General features: G+C 71.3%; 1 protein-coding gene. It reads left to right on the top strand.

Annotation, left to right across the window (positions count from 1 at the left end; translation table 11 throughout):
* Positions 1-4 precede the first annotated feature (4 nt).
* On the top strand, positions 5-613 hold a 609-nt coding region (locus tag AX744_RS09030), incomplete at its 3' end, for an alcohol dehydrogenase catalytic domain-containing protein (RefSeq protein WP_231728770.1).

Raw genomic sequence — 613 nt, 5'->3', positions numbered from 1 at the left:
GACGATCGAGACCCGCCCCGTGCCGGCCCCCGCCCCCGATCAGGTGATCGTCCGGGTGAACGCGGTCGGCATCTGCGGCTCCGACGTCCACTACTTCCACGAGGGACGCATCGGCGATTTCGTCGTGGAGGAGCCGCTCGTCCTCGGCCACGAAGCCGGCGGCACCATCGTCGCGGTCGGCGCCGACATCGACCACTCCCGCCTCGGCGAGCGCGTCTCCATCGAACCGCAGCGCCCGTGCCGTGTGTGCGAGTTCTGCCGGAGCGGCCGTTACAACCTCTGCCCGCAGATCGAGTTCTACGCCACCCCACCCATCGATGGCGCCTTCGCCGAGTACGTCGCGATCCAGGGCGACTTCGCCTACGCCGTGCCCGACTCCGTGAGCGACGACGCCGCGGCGCTCATGGAGCCGTTGTCCGTCGCCATCGCCGCCGTGCAGAAGGCGGGGGTGCGCCCGGGCAGCCGGGTGCTGATCACCGGGGCCGGCCCCATCGGCATCGTCACCGCGCAGACCGCACGGGCCTTCGGCGCCACCGAGATCGTGATCAGCGATCCGATGGCGGAACGCCGAGAGGTCGCCCTGCGTTTCGGCGCGACAGAGGCGGTCGACCCC

The organism is Microbacterium sp. CCH5-D1 (genome assembly GCF_001557335.1).
Lineage (GTDB): Bacteria > Actinomycetota > Actinomycetes > Actinomycetales > Microbacteriaceae > Microbacterium > Microbacterium oxydans.
Note: the sequence above shows the minus strand (reverse complement) of the source record. Positions and strands in the feature narration are given on the sequence as shown.